Here is a 14,650-nt window from a genome sequence, read left to right on the forward strand (position 1 = left end):
CGAGTGGCTATTTGGCGACTGGGTACTCAGGCGCTCTTTGGTCTATTGAATCAGTGGCTTGGTGATACTCCAGCGGCCTGACGGGGATACCGCCTCCGCTCAACCACAGGGTAAGGATGCAGCCGATCAGGCTGATCATTGCAGCCAGTATTAGCACGGCCGCGACCCCCCACTGCTCGCGAATCATCGGCAAGAATACGATACCGATACAGGCGCCTACCTTGGCTGTGCTGGAGGCGACCCCACAGGCGGTTGCTCGCAACTGCGTAGGAAAGAGGACTGGAGGCAGTGCGAAGGTTGTGGCGTTGGGGCCGGCATACATGGCCAGGTTGTAAAGTGCGAAGCCGCCCAGTATCCAGACCAGTGAGTACAGACCTGTGTCGCCGTTAATGGCCAGCAACATGAGTACCATGCCGCAGGCCATTCCGGCAAAGCCGATCGCCTGCGCACGGATGGCGCCAAGCCAAGGGACAAAGTACAGGCTGGCGACCGCGCCGGCGAGCAGGGCGAGGTCAACCAGAGCGCTGCCGCGGGTGGCGGCCGCGTCGCGCCCGATCAGGCTGGCGCCAGCGTCGTTAAGGCCCAGACTCGCCAGGATGACCGGCGTAAACAGTCCGACGCCGTAGGTCGCAATATCCATCAGCAACCATGGCAGGCAGGACAGCGCCAGCCTGCGCCGGTAGGGTGTCTGTAGCAGGCTGCGCGCGTGCATGGCATGCGCGGGTTCGGCGAGGCTCTGTACATGCCGTGCCGTGCCGGCTACCTGCGCATGTCTCAAGCTGTGTTCAGCCAGGTGCGGCAGGACGCTGGCGAGTGCGCGGGCAGCCTCCAGATTGCGTCCGTGCAGCATCAGCCAGCGGGGGCTTTCCTGCAAGGCCAGCCTCGCTAGCGCGATCAGCGCCGCGCACAGGCCCGTGCACCCGAGTAGCAGGCGCCACACCCCGCTTGTGTAGCTTGCGTCAAGCAGGGCGAGCCCCGCGCCCGCCCCGATAACCATGCCGGCAGCCTGCGAGCCTTTCAGGGCGACCATCGAGCGCGGCCTGCTGGCGACGGGCATCCATTCGGCGACGTAGGTGCCGCTGACCGGAAAGTCTACGCCGATGCCGAACCCCACCAGTAAAAGCCCTGCAGCCAGGGTGAGCGGTGTCTGCGCCCAAGCTGCGAGCGCAGCGCCCAGCGCGACTAGAGCCATATCGGCGATGAAGACGGGTTTGCGGCCGGCCCGGTCGGCTGCAAAACCACCCAGCAGCGCGCCAGGGACCGAGCCGAACACCAGGGCGGCCCCCAGCAGCCCCTGTTCGGCAGGCGACAATGCAAACCGAGCAGAGAGCAGCGGAATTGCAATCCCGAGCAGCATTAGCGACATGCCGTTTAGCAAAGTGCCACCGCTGGCCAGCGCCCATAGCCGCGCATGGCCACAGCCCAGCGTGGCCTCATCGATCAGGTCGAGCAGCCCCTGATGGGCGGGTGAGACTTGGCTGACCGGGGGGGTCATTCTGTTGCGCGCACCGGTAGCGGATGGGTTGCACGCGAAATTGAGGCTCGCGGCTGCATGGACAGCGGACGTTCGAGGGAAGCTTGCGCTAGCAGCGCGTCGTCGCAGAACAATTCGAGCGGGCGGGCGTTGGCGATCACCCGCCCTTGCGAGAGCACGATCACTCGGCTGCAGACGTCAAGGACGAGGTCGAGGTCGTGGGTGGCGATCAGCTTGGTGTGCTCGAAGCACTGTAGCAGGCCGATCAGCCTGCGCCGCGCGGCGGGGTCGAGTGCGTCGGAGGGTTCGTCAAGGATCAGGATATCCGGTTGCATGGCGAGCACGCCGGCGATTGCGACCGCTCTTTTCTGTCCGCCAGATAGCTCCCACGGCGCACGTGCGGCCAAGCTGGCCGCACCGACTTGTTCAAGTGCCCGCATCACGACACGATCGATGTCCTGAGTAGATACGCCAAGGTTGAGGGGGCCAAACGCGACGTCTTCGAACACTGTCGGCATGAACAACTGGTCGTCCGGGTTCTGGAAGACAAAGCCTAGCGTGCGACGTAGTTGCGGCAGGGTGCGCCGCTCGACGCGAAGCTCGCCGACGCGAATCTGCCCTTGTGTAGGCACGAGAAAGCCATTCAGTAATTGCAGCAACGTCGACTTGCCGGCGCCGTTACCGCCGACGACAGCAACCGACTCGCCGTGATGCAGGGTGAAGCTGACCTTGTCCAGTGCCGGCGCTTGCCCCGGGTAGGCAAAGCAGAGGTTTTCAACCTGCAGCAGGTGATGGCTCATGTATTCAGGCTCCTGTCAGCAAGCGGCCCAGCATCAGGGGGATGTCCACCTGTCTTGCGAGCAGCGGGAAGATGATCCAGAACAGCAAAAAGCCGGTGTCGCGCCAGCGCCAGCGGGGGAGCCTTGCCAGGCGCATCTTTCCGTCGAAGCCGCGCGCGAGCATGGCCTGATGGATGCGCATGGCGCGCTGGAACGTTCGGGTCAGCACCGACGCGAGCAGTAGCTTGAGCTGGTGCGGCGGCACCCCCCGGCGAGGCTTGCCGGCCCCGCGCAGTTGCCAGGCCTGGACGGTGCGTGCGAGTTCCTCTCCGACCACGAAAAGATAGCGGTACAGGAACAGCACCTGGTTCACCAGTACTGCGGGCAAGCCCAAGCAAGACATCGCATAGCTGATACGGATGATGCCAGTGGTGGCCAGCAGCAGGAGCGCGCTGGAAACGGCAATCAGGCCGCGCAGCAGGATGGATGCGAGCGAAAACCAGCCTGCCGCGATCGCCCCACCCCAAGGTGACGGCAATGGGTCGGGATCGAGCCATGGATTCAATGCCCCGACCATCAGTACGAACGGCAGAGCCAGCAGCAGGCGTCCGCACAGCCAGCTAAGTGGCACCTCGCCCATCACCAGCAGGACGACCGGAAATAATGCGAGGGGCAAGAGCCTGGCCACTTCGTAGGACGGGAACGAGGCAAGCACCCCTACGACCCACAAGGTGGCCAGCAACTTGGCCCGTGCGTCAATCGCAGCGGCACGGGTTGGCCGGCTGGCGAGGCTATCTGCGCGCCGGATCGCAGAAAGCGCATGAGCCAGACCTGTCATGGTTCGCCTTGGCCTAATTGTTGCGCCGGGGGCGGCGCAACATGAGTGCGACCAGAGCGACCAGAGCGAGCGTCACCACGCTGCCGACAATACCCGCGATCGACACGCCCGGCACGACAACACCATTCGAGGGCAAGGCATTAGGCAACTCATAGTCAGGTAACACGGAGGTGAGTTGCTGCACTTGTGCGCTCTGACGATGCAGGGTGCCGACGGGTGCTTCTTCCAACAGACTTGTTGCTCGTAGCCGTTCGACCGACCATTCCAGACCATCCGGATGTTCCGAGGCCAGCCATGAGAGCACGCCACCTGTCAGTAGCGCGGCCAGGATGAAGCTGGCGATGATGCCACGGCCTCCAGCCTGCAAAGGTCGCCCGGAAAAGCCTCCCGGCCGTTGTGCCAGAGCGGTCAGTACGCCTGCCGTGACAAGGCCCTCAACCAAGCCAATGACCAGATGGATCGGTATCATCAGCGCCAGGAACTCGGGCAAGGGTAAGCGGGTGATTCCGCTCGCCGCTGTCTCCAAAGCGATGCCGGCCGCACCCAGGATCGTCGACAGCGTGCAGGCGAGCACCGCCGCCAATGTGACGCGGGCGCGGCTATTGCCGTCGCCGGCCAGCGTGCAGTAAACCAGCGGATAGAGGATCAGGCAGCTGATTACGCCCAAGTTGAACACATTGGCACCCCAGGCCAGCAAGCCGCCGTCGGCAAAAAACAGGGCCTGCACCAGCAGGACCGACGCGATCACGATGAGCCCAGCCCAAGGCCCCAGCAGGATCGCTAACAGCATTCCGCCACCGAGGTGACCGCTAGAGCCGGTTCCGGGGATGCTGAAGTTGATCATCTGTGCGGCAAATACAAAAGCACCGAGAACACCCATCAGCGCAACGAGCTGGCTGTCTTCCTGCAAGCTTGCTTGCAGGCGGCGTGCGCCAATGACCAGAGCGGTGAGGCTCGCAGCGAGAAAACTGGCGCCTACTTCGGGGGACAGCAAAGCATCGGCCATGTGCATGTGGGGACTCCTTGAACGTGTGTGAGATTAATAAAAGGTTCTACTGGTGGCCGATTTTCGATTCGGGGTTTGGTGCATGCGGGTGGGGCAGCAACTGCGCCTTGGGCAGCGTGAATAGCCACATGGTCAGCACGTAAGGAGCGGTAAAGGTCGGGATGCCGACCGGGGTCAGCAAGGTGTCGAGTGCGCCTTGCACGATGACGGTGAAAATGGTCGCCAGCAGGGCGAACACGAGTACCTTGGGGCCGGTTTGCATAAACACGACACCGACTGCGATCGCAGTCAGCACAGGGCTGAAGCCGTACAGGCCGGCCTTGACCGCCGCCGGGTCCGCGCCGAACAGCACGCTGCAAAAGAGCGCAACTACCGAGCCCAAGAGGGCGGCGATGGCCGCTGGGATAGATTCGACCAGAAGCCCGATCACGATCAGCACGCCGCTGACCGCGTTGCCCAGCAGAAAGACCTGCCCGATATTTCGGCAAAGGATGACCAGCATGTCCTGCGGTGCCATTCCGGCAAAGCCTGCCACCGAAATGGCTTCAGGCAGCTTGGGTGGCCCCATGCTTGCGATGGGGAGGTTGGCGAATGAGTAGGCGGCCAACATTAGTAGCCAGGTCGTCAGTACGAACGGTCCGGTCGATGCGGCCACCCCCCAGTTCTTGGTGACCACATTGGTGAAGGCGTCCATGACGACCGTCGAGACAGCCGCCCCGAGCACCAGCAAAACCCACATCACCGGTCCGGCAGCGAGGAAGGTGGGGACGGCAACACCGACCAGAATGCCGTTGAAACCGTACATGCCCTGGGCGATGGCCTTGTCGCGTGCGTCGATCAGATAGGCGGTCCCGGTCGCGACGACCAGCCCGAGCACGGCGCCGACTGTAGTGGCCCAATTGCCGGTATCGACGGACGCGTAGGCGATTGCGAGCAGGAAGCACACCCCCGTCAGTGCATTCTCCATGAAGAAAACCTGACCTGCTCCACGCAGACAGTGCGTGACAAAGTGTTCCGGTAAACGGTACCCCATCATCGTCCTCCTAGCTTGGCTTGCTTTGGTTTAGCGCTAGCGCCAACGGAACTCGGCTGGCAGTGAATGCCCAGTCACCTCTTCGCGGACCACCTGCCAGCACTCCCTGATCCGCTCGCGTACCTGATGGCTTTCCTGTCCGACCACCCGGAACATCAGTCCGGCGTCGCCAGGCAGTCGGCTGAGTCCGCTAGCGAGACCTTCCGCTCGATCGAAGCGTGGAAGAACCCTTGCGCTGATCCGTTCAACGATGGAAGGCGATGTCAGGATCAGCAGGTTGCCGAACACGTCAAAGCCGGCCATCACGCCGGGTAGGGCGAGGCTGCCGCTAGCGGGCTCCGCCAGCAGTTTTTCGGTGAAGAGTAGCGAGCCGTCCGGCCGTCGTACCTCTGTTCTCAATGAAAGTACGTCGTAGGCAAAGCGCTCAGCGTGGTGCTTGCGCCCCGACATGACCGACTCGGCACAGACAAGCGTCGCCGAGGCAGGCAGCACGATGCGGGTCAGGCTCGCGTAGCGGGCATGTCGATAGGGAATGGTGACCTCGGGCATGTACTCCAGGTAAGCGTTTTCCTCGAGCACCAGTGTCTGCACCTGCGATGCGTAGTTGGCATCCATCGCGTGCACCCGGTTGGCGCCTTGGGTGGTGACATGCGCGCAGGCACCGGCACCAACCGTGACATGGATGCCCAGTCGGTCGCCTTGCAGGACGCCCCCGCCGATGGAGGTCATCATGCAGATGGGTAACTGCGGCATTGCCTCGTCCCAGTACAGGGCCTGCTGCACGAGCAAAGGCGTCTTGCGATAGAGATCGGCGAGGATGGATCGGTTATCCCGCAGCGCGAAGCCCAGTCTGAGCAGCCCAATCTTTCCCGGGACCCCGGCCGGCATCTGAGGTGGGTGATCCTGATAGCCGGCCAACTCGGGCAAGTCACCGAGCTCGCCCAGTTGGGCGAGCAGTTCCGGTTCGCGCATCATGGCAGGCTCTTTTCACGAATGGGGACGTCGAACAGTGCCATCTCGTGGATCAGGCTCACGAGTTCGGGGATGCCCTCGCCCGTCTTGCAGTTGGTGAACAGGTAGGGTTTGTCCGGACGCATCATGCGCGAGTCACGGTCCATCACCTCCAAGCTGGCCCCGACATGGGGGGCAAGGTCAGTCTTGTTAATGACAAGGATGTCGGACTGGCAGATGCCCGGTCCGTTTTTGCGCGGGATCTTGTCACCCGCAGCAACGTCGATCACGTAGATGAAGAAGTCGACCAACGCGGGGCTGAAGGTCAAAGTCAGGTTATCGCCGCCAGACTCGATCAGAACAACATCGCTCTCCGGGAAGCGCGCCTCCATTTCCTCGACTGCGGCCAGGTTCATTGACGGGTCTTCCCGAACCGCAGTGTGCGGGCAAGCACCTGTTTCGACGCCGAGGATCTTTTCCTCCACCAGAATGCCCTTTAGCGTGCGCTGCACATGTCGCGCGTCTTCGGTGGTGACGACGTCGTTGGTGATGATCAGCACCCGGATACCCAGGTCGAGCATCAGCGGCGTGATCGCCTCGATGATGGCGGTCTTGCCAGACCCTACCGGGCCGCCGATTCCAATCCTTGTGATTTTCTTCATGGTGATTCCCCCGTGAGGCCGCATCCAGTCGCGGTCAATTCATGAACATGCGTACATGCGCACCGACGTGATGGGCGACTAGTACGTCAAATACAGGTGCGAAGCCGGACATCTCGTTGAGCGAGAGCTGCCTGCTTCGCAGGTAGGCGTCGTTGGCGCTGCCGTTCACCCGGTACAGCAGTTGCTGGGTATCGTAGTGGTCGATCTTCATCATCCTGAGTGCCGCGCCCAGCATCATCGACGCCACACCGTACTGATGGACGGCAAAAGCGTCCTCCTCGGGCAACCGCCGGCCGGCAAACATCAGCGCGTGCGCGATGGCAAAGCAGCCGGGCGTGCGCCCCTGCTTAATTTCTTCCAGCCAGGCTGGCACCATGCCCGCATCCGGTAGTTTTGCACCCAGTTCAGCCAGCTTCTTGCCCATCCGGGTGGTCATTAGTCGTTGCTCTTCCCCAACCCTGCGGGTAAACAGCGCATGGTCAGCTTGAATCACGTCGTCCATAGAGCCTTTGCATGCGGCACGATGGGCGTGCAGTAGCGCGACCCCGTCCAGCGAAGCGGCCTGCCGTGTCGCGGCCAGCACGAATCCTTCCAGCGTGGCAACGTCGTGCACAATGCCTGTCTGCAAGGCCGACTCAAGCGCATTGGAGAAAGCGAACGCGCCGACCGGCAAGGTCGAGTCGCCAAACTGCAGCACCCGCATCAGTTCGGTCAGCGATCCTGTTGCGTGGCGTCTAGTCATGGTCATGTCGATGCCGCGTGTAATTGCCATGTAGTTCTGCATGCCGGTGCTCGCCCACCGGAGCTGCCGCATGCGGGTGCTGGTGGGCGTGGCTGTGCAGGTGCGTGTGGCTGCTGCCGTCCTCGTGGGTGTGCTCGTGCTCGTGGGGGTGCTCATGCACGGCGGGTGCTGCCTGTTCGAAGGATTGGGTATGGCTGTGTGGGGTGGCGTCTGCCCCGCCGAACAGCCGTCGGGATTCGTGCGGCGCAAGGTAGGGGATTACCTCCGCGCCCGGAATGAACTGGTAACGGATATGCTCGAAGTGGTGTGTTCGCATGACCGAGTCCATGACCTTGCGGTCCACGGTCAGCGGCACGTAGACACGCGAACCTTTTACCACGGCTGGCCAGTGCTGGTTACCCAGTGCGTGCCCGAGTTCGAAGCAAGTCCGCGCGATCAGTTCGGCGGACAATACCTGGGTACCTTCCAACTCGATCACCAGCACATCCTTGAGCGTGATGCTGACGACGATGGCGGTGCGAGCCTCCCCATCGGCGACGATAATGTCCCCGTCGTGCAGGTGGCTTTGTCTCGGCAGAGCGATAGCGATCTCGTTGCCAGCCAATGTTCTCTTGCGTAAACGGTTCTTCTGGGCCTCCCACTGGTCAAGCATCAGTGTGTCGACGTTCCAGTCAGCCAGACGATCGGTCCATTCCGGCGCCAGGCGGTTGCCCAACACAGCCTCGATCAGAATCATTGCATGCCCCTTGTCGGTAGTGGGTGAGGATCTGGCGGGTATTCAGCCCGCCGTTTTTTTGGCCAGCTTCAGGCCGGCGATCATCAGCAGGAAGCCTGCGAACAGGCTGGCTGCAAGGTATGCCAGCGCGACCGCGAATTCGCCGGGCGTCTTCATGACGGTCGCGGCGCCGTAGACGAAACTTGAAAAGGTCGACATCCCCCCCATGATCCCGGTGCCGATCATGGTGTGGACGTGGTGGTGGATCTTGACCCGCTGGTGGAACGAGGTAGATAGACCGAGCAGGAAACAGGCGATCATGTTCGCCGTGAAAATGTCCAGAGGAAATCCGTCGGACATGGGAGACACCATCAGCATGATGAACTCCCGGCACATGGCGCCGAACGCACCGCCGACAAAAATCAGAATGATCAGGTTCACCATGACTAGCTCCTAGCCTTGCAGCACGGCAAGCCACGCGCCAAATACGGCTGCGGCGAGGCCGGCGAAGGTCGATGCAAGTAGGTAGATCGTGGCAAGCCGACCCTTGCCTGCATCCGCAAGCTTGGCCGCATCCAGTTGCATGCTGCTGAAGGTGGTGTAGCCGCCCAGCACGCCGGTGAGGACGCCTGCATTCAGGGCGCTGCCGAAGCGATCCCGCCAGTCGACGCCGAACAGGACGGCCAAGTAGGCGATGACGAAAGCTCCGGTGACGTTGATCAGGAAGGTGCCTAGCGGGAAATCGCCGTGGTAGCGCTCGCCGACGAGGGCACCTACACGCCACCGCAACAGCGCACCAAGCCCTCCCCCTAGACCTACCCACATTACGTCCAGTGCGTTCATCATCGCCCCCTTCGCTAGGTCAGCTGAAGAAATGCAACTGGTTCAACGCAATCGATGCCGCCGGCAGGACTGTGGCGTGCACTCCGTTAACCCGTACGGCAAAGGTCTCCGGGTCGACTTCGATTAAAGGCGTCGCGTCGTTGCGTACCATGTCCCGCTTGGTGACCTGTCGTGTCCGGTAAACCGGCTCCACCCGACGCTGCAGGCCGTAACGGTCGGCAACGCCGTTCTCGTACGCCGCCCTCGACGTGAAGGTGATGCAGGTCTTGTGCAGCGCCGAGCCAAAGGCACCGTACATCGGCCTGTAAATCACGGGTTGCGGGGTGGGCAGCGAGGCATTCGGGTCGCCCATCGGCGCCCAGGAAATCATGCCGCCCTTGATCACATACTTGGGCTTGGCGCCGAAAAGCGCCGGATCCCACAATACCAGGTCGGCCAGTTTGCCCACCTCGACCGAGCCGATCAGGTGGCTGACCCCCTGTGCGATGGCCGGGTTGATGGTGACCTTGGCGACAAAACGCAGTACGCGGAAGTTGTCGTTACCCGGCGCATCTTCGGGTAGCTTGCCGCGCGCCTTCTTCATGCAATCGGCCGTCTGGATCGCACGCAGGAAACTTTCCCCTACCCGACCCATCGCCTGGGAGTCGGACGAGATAATCGAGATCGCGCCCATATCGTGCAGGACGTTCTCGGCGGCGATGGTCTCGGCGCGGACCCGGCTCTCGGCGAATGCCACGTCCGAAGGAATTTTCGGGTTCAGGTTATGGCACACCATGATCATGTCGAAGAGTTCGGCCTGCGAGTTGACGCCGTAGGGTAGCGTCGGGTTGGTCGAACTAGGGAGCACGTTCTGCAAGGAGGCGACGCGGATGATGTCCGGCGCGTGGCCGCCGCCGGCTCCTTCGGTGTGGTAAGTGTGGATCGTGCGCCCCTCGAACGCTGCGATGGTGTTCTCGACGAAACCGGCTTCGTTCAGGGTATCCGTATGGATGCATACCTGAACGTCCATATCGTCTGCGACCGTGAGCGCGCTGCGGATCGCGCCCGGTGTGGTACCCCAGTCCTCATGGATCTTGAAACCAGCCGCGCCAGCATTGATTTGCTCAACAAGGGGTGCAATTCCGGAGGAGTTGCCCTTGCCTAGCAACCCGACATTGATGGGGAGCGCATCAAAGGCCCGCATCATCATCTCCATGTTCCATACGCCGGAAGTGATGGTCGTGCCGTTCGTGCCGTCGGTCGGGCCAACGCCACCGCCCCACAGCGTGGTGATGCCGTTGGAGAGCGCCGCGTAGGCCTGCTGCGGGGAGATCATGTGGACGTGGCCGTCGTTGCCACCAGCGGTCAGGATCAGGTGTTCGCCTGAAATGGCGTCTGTCGACGGGCCGATGGCCAGTGAGGGGGTGACGCCGTCCATGGTCGAGGGGTTGCCTGCCTTGCCGATGCCGCAGATCAGACCATCCTTGATGCCTACGTCGGCCTTGATGACGCCAAGGCGGGCGTCGACGATGGTCACGTTAGTGATCACCAGGTCAGGCGAGCCGGCAAAGCCCGTGAGCTGGTTGTCCATCCCCATCCCATCGCGCAAGGTCTTGCCGCCGCCGTAGACGGCCTCATCACCGTAGCTGCGTAGGTCTTTCTCGATTTCGATGTAAAGATCGGTATCACCCAGGCGGATCTTGTCGCCGGTGGTCGGGCCGAACAGGTCGGCGTATTGCTGTCTGGAAATGCTCGACATGGACTTTTCCTTTCGTGCCGACGGTTCAGCGCTTGTTTTTGAAACCGAGTAGTTCGACGCGACGCATGGCCTCGCCGAAACGGGGGCGATAGGCGTGGTCGTGCTCACTGCCCGTCCAGCCGTCGACCAGGTTGTTGAAGCCGTAAATCCGCTGGCCACCGCCGATTGGGATCAGCGTCACTTCCTTTTCATCACCCGGCTCGAAACGGACGGCAGTGGTGGCCGGGATATCGAGGCGCTTGCCGAAAGCTTGCGAGCGATCGAACTCCAGATAGGCATTTGCTTCAAAGAAGTGAAAATGCGAACCAACCTGAATCGGGCGATCGCCGGTGTTGCGAACCTTGAGAGTGGTGGTTGGTTTGCCGGCATTCAGTTCGATCGAACCTTCTGCCAAAATGAGCCCGCCTACCGGGCAGCTTTGTGTCGAATTGGACATGAGCAGAGCTCCGAAAAATGGATAGGGGGCTACTTGATCGGCGCGTGCACAGTTACCAGACGACTGCCGTCAGTGAACACAGCTTCTACCTGTACGATGGGAATCATCTCGGCGACGCCTTCCATCACATCCGCGCGGGTCAGCACGGTGCTGGCATCCTTCATCACGTCTTCGACAGACTTGCCTTCGCGTGCGCCCTCCATGGCCGCAGCGGAAATGATGGCGACGGCTTCTGGATGATTGAGCTTCAACCCCTTGCCCTTTCGCTTGAGTGCGACATCGGCAAGGGTGTAGATCATCAGCTTGTCCAGTTCTCTTGGGGTCAGGTTCATAGGGACCTCTTGGCGTGCCGGGGCATCCCGGTCCGGACGAAAACGGCTAAGCCAAGTGGTGAAAACCACTTATGCCAAGCACACTTATCTGCCTGAATGACGGCAGATGACTCCCGATATAGGATCTACGGGGGGGAAGAGCAAGAAAGAAGCAATTGATATTTAAATGACAATTAAGTCGCATTCAGCGAGAGTTATGAGTTATAAGAATTGTCATTCTGCGCCATCAAGATGGGAGCTTTGCCGACCTGAACGGCATGGAGGGCGATCTGACCGTGCTCGGTCAACAGATCCGCGCACGGGTCGAGCAGTGGGTGGGCATCCCAAGCTGCGTTGGCATCGGCCCGAGCAAGACTCTGGCCAAGTTCTGCAACCACTTGGCCAAGCGCCACGCCAAGCTTGCTGGCGTGCTCGACTGGGACAGCCTCACCCCCGAGCGGCAAGCCAAGGCACTCGCTAGTGAACCCGTCAGCGAGGTGTGGGGGATCGGCCGTAAACTCTCCGTGCAACTGGCGGACATGGGCATCTGCACGGCGCTGGATCTTGCCCGTGCGGAGCCGGCACTGATCCGCCGTCGCTTCGGGGTAGTCGTTGAACGGGTACTGCGTGAGCTACAAGGGGTCTCTTGCCTCACGCTGGAGGACGTTGCGCCGGTGCGGCAGCAACTGGTGCGAAGCCGCAGCTTCGGCGAGCGGGTTACCGCCCGCGAAGACCTGCTCGCTGCCATTGCTCACCACACCGCACAGGCTGCCACCGACTTGCGTACCCAAGGCAGCGTAGCCGGACTGATTGGCGTACAACTGCACACCCATCGTTTCCGCGAACAGGACCCGCAATATCACGCCTGCGATTGGCACGCATTACCCGTGCCCTGCAGCGACACGCTGACCCTGACCAGGGCGGCTATTGCCTTGCTGAATCGACTTTACCGACCTGGCTACGCCTACAAGAAAACCGGCGTCACCCTGGCCGCGCTGGAGGTCGGCCCGGCGCGCCAGATCGACTGGCTCTCTCCTGACACGTCCCCCAACACCGCAGCCTTGATGAACACCTTGGACGCGATCAACCAGCGTTACGGTCGCGGTACGCTCAAGCTCGCAGTGGAAGAGATGGGCCAGCGCTGGCAGATGCGTCGTGAGCGGGTCAGCCCTTGCTACACGACGCGGTTTGACCAGTTGCCGAGGGTGGGCTGGGCAGGCTGTGATCTACTCGACGCAGCCTCCATGCAAACGGTAAGACTACACACTACTGGGGATCGCGCTGAATGCTTGTTGCTGTTGTAGGGCCGCCTGCGGCTGACACGACTTGTCTGCTGGTGGTACGACAGAGGAGTCACCCAACATTTTTGGACGTCGCCCTGGCTTTGGCGGTAACAACGGTGGCATTTCGCCCCGACGGAAAGTTCTTTTATTGTTGCCAATCAACAATCGGATATAGTAATCCGCCTTCACCAGATAGAGAGCTGTCTTCCTTAAGATAGCTATCTTCTCTATATCTGTACGATTTACCATTCCGATTCCATAGTTTTTGTAACCTGTAGCATTTGCATTACAGCTATGGTATCTACCAATACCTTTGGTAACTTTATCTTTCCAATACTCACCAATTTGCTTTGCAATGTACACATCACGACAATGCCTTGCACCATCAAAGAAAAGCATCAGGTGTATATGGCAACCTGTTTCCATACCCATTTCAATTTTGGCAGCATAACCAACCACGCCCTTGAACTGTTTCTTTATTTTATAATTTTTTAGCATTAGATCCAAGTGACGAGATGCCGTCTGCGGCGTGATATCTTCAGTTGAATCTCGTAGATAAGCGAGATCAATACGAACAACCAGCAACTTTGAATAGTGCTCAAAAAGGCGCGTTATATATTTGTCAAAACTAGCAACATTTTTTATCACATGCCGCTTTCTTTCTAAGGCAGATGAAATGATACCATCCTCTTGAGCACGCGTTCTTATAACATGGGCAAGCTGGTTTATTTTTGACTCCAGACGATAGAAATGTCTGCCATACAAATCACTAGTCCACTCATCACCATTTGAAAATATGGCGCTTCCGTCAACTATTTGAAATAGCATAGTTACCAATGGAGGAAATTCATGCTTTGGGAATTGCCTCTGAAGATGAAAAAAACCACCTTGCATTACTGTAAATAAATCCTTTGCTAATTGATCAATTCTACTACCCTTTGGATGGCTCGACTTGTTTATTTTTATCAATTGATGATCCGACAGCACGATTTTCCTTAATGTATTTTCAGCAAAGAAACATTCCGCAACTGCCGTCAAAGCATGCGTAAATATTGCATCACCTTTTTCGCCATGAATAACCTGCCTAGTAGTCATGTCTGACATCAGACCATTTTCATCAAATGGTTTCATAGCAGAAGATTTTTTCATATTGGCTCCCTCTAAAAGAAAGCAGTTCAAGTAACGTTCAATAACAAAAGATCCGCAATTATGCAGAGTTAAAATACCGACCTATCTCGGCCGACTCAGTTAGGATCTGCCGATAGATTAGGGGGTTTTGTAAAAATAAAACCGGGCAAGTTATTCATAACAAAAGCATGCATTTTGCTCTACACAGGCTCCTGCATGCGGCAGCTCCTCATGGAAGCGCAGCGTGGTAGGCCCACGGCGACTTCTGCGTGCACCACCTGTAAATCTTAGTAACAGGCCTAACTCACTACCCGCATACTACTAATTCACTACCCCCTGGCTTCGCTCCTGATGACGATTGCTCGGCGCTTGGCCAGCTTGTTCAGGTAGTCAATAACCTCAGACTCCAGCCAACCGACGGCCGACCGGTCCATCCCCGGCAGTGAGTGAACTGGCCTCGGAAATTCGGGATCGTGATACTTGGACTTGGCGCTCATCCGCGAGTAGATCGTGCTACACGACAGGCCGAGCACTTCTTGTAGCTGCTTTCGACGCAGGACGCGTGGAAAGGGTATGGATTGAAGGTGCACATTCATCTTGATTCTCCTCAGGGCTAATAAAACACATCACGACGTCGAAGCTCGATGCCAAGCTTAGGCCGCCCGATAGATTAATAAAACCCGTCAGCAGCTGAGGGAGATAAAATTTATT

Annotated in this window: 17 protein-coding genes; 1 reads left to right on the forward strand and 16 read right to left on the reverse strand. The window is 59.6% G+C overall.

The window, feature by feature from the left end; translation table 11 throughout:
* Window positions 1-7 precede the first annotated feature (7 nt).
* From E5K04_RS11860 to E5K04_RS11925, 14 genes are read right to left on the reverse strand one after another with little or no spacing between them, the layout of a single operon-like run.
* Window positions 8-1,495, reverse strand: a complete 1,488-nt coding sequence (locus tag E5K04_RS11860) for an MFS transporter (RefSeq protein ID WP_136554345.1) — start codon at window positions 1,493-1,495, stop codon at window positions 8-10.
* Window positions 1,492-2,274, reverse strand: coding sequence for an energy-coupling factor ABC transporter ATP-binding protein (locus E5K04_RS11865; RefSeq protein ID WP_136554347.1), 783 nt, complete (start codon window positions 2,272-2,274; stop codon window positions 1,492-1,494). The genes E5K04_RS11860 and E5K04_RS11865 overlap by 4 nt, the downstream gene beginning before the upstream one ends.
* 4 nt (window positions 2,275-2,278) lie before the next feature.
* Window positions 2,279-3,091, reverse strand: a complete 813-nt coding sequence (locus E5K04_RS11870; protein WP_136554349.1) for an energy-coupling factor transporter transmembrane component T family protein — start codon at window positions 3,089-3,091, stop codon at window positions 2,279-2,281.
* Window positions 3,092-3,104: 13 nt separating this feature from the next.
* The gene (locus E5K04_RS11875; RefSeq protein WP_136554351.1) at window positions 3,105-4,103 is read right to left on the reverse strand and encodes an energy-coupling factor ABC transporter permease; all 999 of its coding nucleotides are present in this window, start codon (window positions 4,101-4,103) and stop codon (window positions 3,105-3,107) included.
* Between the two features lie 40 nt (window positions 4,104-4,143).
* A complete protein-coding gene (yut, locus tag E5K04_RS11880; RefSeq protein ID WP_136554353.1) occupies window positions 4,144-5,133 on the reverse strand; it encodes an urea transporter in 990 nt (329 codons plus the stop codon).
* Window positions 5,134-5,166: 33 nt separating this feature from the next.
* The gene (locus E5K04_RS11885; RefSeq protein ID WP_205700355.1) at window positions 5,167-6,105 is read right to left on the reverse strand and encodes an urease accessory protein UreD; all 939 of its coding nucleotides are present in this window, start codon (window positions 6,103-6,105) and stop codon (window positions 5,167-5,169) included.
* On the reverse strand, window positions 6,102-6,743 hold the full coding sequence (gene ureG / locus E5K04_RS11890) for an urease accessory protein UreG (RefSeq protein WP_136554355.1): 642 nt from the start codon (window positions 6,741-6,743) through the stop codon (window positions 6,102-6,104). Before ureG ends, E5K04_RS11885 begins: the two co-directional genes overlap by 4 nt.
* A gap of 34 nt (window positions 6,744-6,777) precedes the next feature.
* The gene (locus E5K04_RS11895) at window positions 6,778-7,527 is read right to left on the reverse strand and encodes an urease accessory protein UreF (RefSeq protein WP_235844362.1); all 750 of its coding nucleotides are present in this window, start codon (window positions 7,525-7,527) and stop codon (window positions 6,778-6,780) included.
* The gene (gene ureE / locus E5K04_RS11900; protein ID WP_136554357.1) at window positions 7,478-8,221 is read right to left on the reverse strand and encodes an urease accessory protein UreE; all 744 of its coding nucleotides are present in this window, start codon (window positions 8,219-8,221) and stop codon (window positions 7,478-7,480) included. Before ureE ends, E5K04_RS11895 begins: the two co-directional genes overlap by 50 nt.
* Window positions 8,222-8,263: 42 nt before the next feature.
* Window positions 8,264-8,644, reverse strand: coding sequence for a fluoride efflux transporter CrcB (crcB, locus tag E5K04_RS11905; protein ID WP_136554359.1), 381 nt, complete (start codon window positions 8,642-8,644; stop codon window positions 8,264-8,266).
* A 9-nt stretch (window positions 8,645-8,653) separates the two neighbouring features.
* On the reverse strand, window positions 8,654-9,043 hold the full coding sequence (locus E5K04_RS11910; protein ID WP_136554361.1) for a fluoride efflux transporter FluC: 390 nt from the start codon (window positions 9,041-9,043) through the stop codon (window positions 8,654-8,656).
* 19 nt (window positions 9,044-9,062) lie between these two features.
* Complete coding sequence (locus E5K04_RS11915) at window positions 9,063-10,781, reverse strand: urease subunit alpha (RefSeq protein ID WP_136554363.1); 1,719 nt, start codon at window positions 10,779-10,781, stop codon at window positions 9,063-9,065.
* A 25-nt stretch (window positions 10,782-10,806) separates the two neighbouring features.
* Complete coding sequence (gene ureB / locus E5K04_RS11920; RefSeq protein ID WP_136554365.1) at window positions 10,807-11,217, reverse strand: urease subunit beta; 411 nt, start codon at window positions 11,215-11,217, stop codon at window positions 10,807-10,809.
* 29 nt (window positions 11,218-11,246) lie between these two features.
* On the reverse strand, window positions 11,247-11,549 hold the full coding sequence (locus E5K04_RS11925; protein ID WP_136554367.1) for an urease subunit gamma: 303 nt from the start codon (window positions 11,547-11,549) through the stop codon (window positions 11,247-11,249).
* Window positions 11,550-11,806: 257 nt separating this feature from the next.
* Between E5K04_RS11925 and E5K04_RS11930 the strand changes: the two genes are divergently transcribed.
* Window positions 11,807-12,832, forward strand: a complete 1,026-nt coding sequence (locus E5K04_RS11930) for a DUF4113 domain-containing protein (RefSeq protein ID WP_136554369.1) — start codon at window positions 11,807-11,809, stop codon at window positions 12,830-12,832.
* On the opposite strand, the gene E5K04_RS11935 is transcribed toward E5K04_RS11930, so the two are convergent.
* Both E5K04_RS11935 and E5K04_RS17085 read right to left on the reverse strand, forming a co-directional pair.
* On the reverse strand, window positions 12,788-13,960 hold the full coding sequence (locus E5K04_RS11935) for a YagK/YfjJ domain-containing protein (protein ID WP_136554371.1): 1,173 nt from the start codon (window positions 13,958-13,960) through the stop codon (window positions 12,788-12,790). The genes E5K04_RS11930 and E5K04_RS11935 overlap by 45 nt on opposite strands.
* 308 nt (window positions 13,961-14,268) lie before the next feature.
* The gene (locus E5K04_RS17085; protein ID WP_136554373.1) at window positions 14,269-14,535 is read right to left on the reverse strand and encodes a helix-turn-helix transcriptional regulator; all 267 of its coding nucleotides are present in this window, start codon (window positions 14,533-14,535) and stop codon (window positions 14,269-14,271) included.
* Between the last annotated feature and the right edge of the window lie 115 nt (window positions 14,536-14,650).

The organism is Crenobacter intestini (assembly GCF_004919095.1).
GTDB lineage: Bacteria > Pseudomonadota > Gammaproteobacteria > Burkholderiales > Chromobacteriaceae > Craterilacuibacter > Craterilacuibacter intestini.